The organism is Gordonia asplenii (assembly GCF_012933505.1).
Lineage (GTDB): Bacteria > Actinomycetota > Actinomycetes > Mycobacteriales > Mycobacteriaceae > Gordonia > Gordonia asplenii.
Genome location: NZ_JABBNB010000117.1, coordinates 1 through 319 on the forward strand (window position 1 = coordinate 1; position 319 = coordinate 319).

A 319-nucleotide genomic window follows, 5' to 3' on the forward strand; every position below is an offset into this window, starting at 1 on the left:
TGCGCGTCGGGAGGCGTCGAAATCCGAGCGCCGTGTCTGGACGGCCAACAAGGGCGACGATATGGGGTTGATCGCGGCGACGATGACCGGGGAGCGGATCCGGATCTCGATGGCATCGGTGCTGTCGCTGGCCAAGGCGGTCTGCGACCGCGACCCGCGTACCGCGGCGCAACGCAACTCTGATGCGGTGTTCGCGCTGCTCAACCAGTTGCCGTTCGACTGTGCCTGCGATGATCCGCGCACCTGCACCGCACCAGTCGCCGCCACCGCAGGCGTGCCCGGGACTGCGGTGGTGCCGGTCAAGACACAGACGGTGGTA

Annotated in this window: 1 protein-coding gene; it reads left to right on the forward strand. The window is 67.7% G+C overall.

From position 1 onward, the window contains the following. The coding region (locus tag HH308_RS29430) for a DUF222 domain-containing protein (RefSeq protein ID WP_170197840.1) at positions 1-319 on the forward strand (319 nt) is incomplete at both ends.